Below are 504 nucleotides of genomic sequence, written 5' to 3'. Positions count from 1 at the left end.
GGCGTCGACCGTTCGGCCGGCAAGGACAAGGAAAACTGGATCGTCATGATCGGCTCGTGCACCCATCTCGGCTGCATCCCGCTCGGCCAGGCCGGCGAATACAATGGTTGGTTCTGTCCCTGCCATGGCTCGGTCTACGACACGGCCGGCCGCATCCGCAAAGGTCCGGCGCCGCAGAACCTGGCGATCCCGACCTATTCGTTCGTTTCCGATAAAGTAATCAAGATCGGTTGAGGGGGACTGATTTATGAGTGGCCATTCCAGCTACGAGCCATCAACCGGCCTTGAGAAGTGGATCGATGCGCGCCTGCCTTTGCCGCGCATGGTCTATGACAGTTTCGTCGCCTATCCGGTTCCGCGCAACCTGAACTATGCCTACACCTTCGGCGCCATGCTGGCGGTCATGCTCGTCGTGCAGATCCTGACCGGCGTCGTGCTGGCCATGCACTATGCGGCGGAAACGACGGTTGCCTTCAACTCCGTCGAAAAGATCATGCGTGACGT

1 protein-coding gene and 1 pseudogene are annotated in these 504 nt (G+C 59.7%); both read left to right on the top strand.

Features of this window, described 5'->3' with window-relative positions:
- Positions 1-234, top strand: a 234-nt coding sequence (gene petA, locus IB244_RS31655; protein ID WP_192307003.1) for a ubiquinol-cytochrome c reductase iron-sulfur subunit, incomplete at its 5' end; no start/stop codon positions are given.
- A 13-nt stretch (positions 235-247) separates the two neighbouring features.
- A pseudogene (locus IB244_RS31650) lies at positions 248-504 on the top strand (cytochrome b); the annotation flags it as partial.

This window comes from Rhizobium sp. RHZ02 (assembly GCF_014851575.1).
Taxonomy (GTDB): Bacteria; Pseudomonadota; Alphaproteobacteria; order Rhizobiales; family Rhizobiaceae; genus Rhizobium; species Rhizobium altiplani.
The sequence above is the reverse complement of the archived record's forward strand: the minus strand, read 5'-3'. Positions and strand labels throughout refer to the sequence as shown.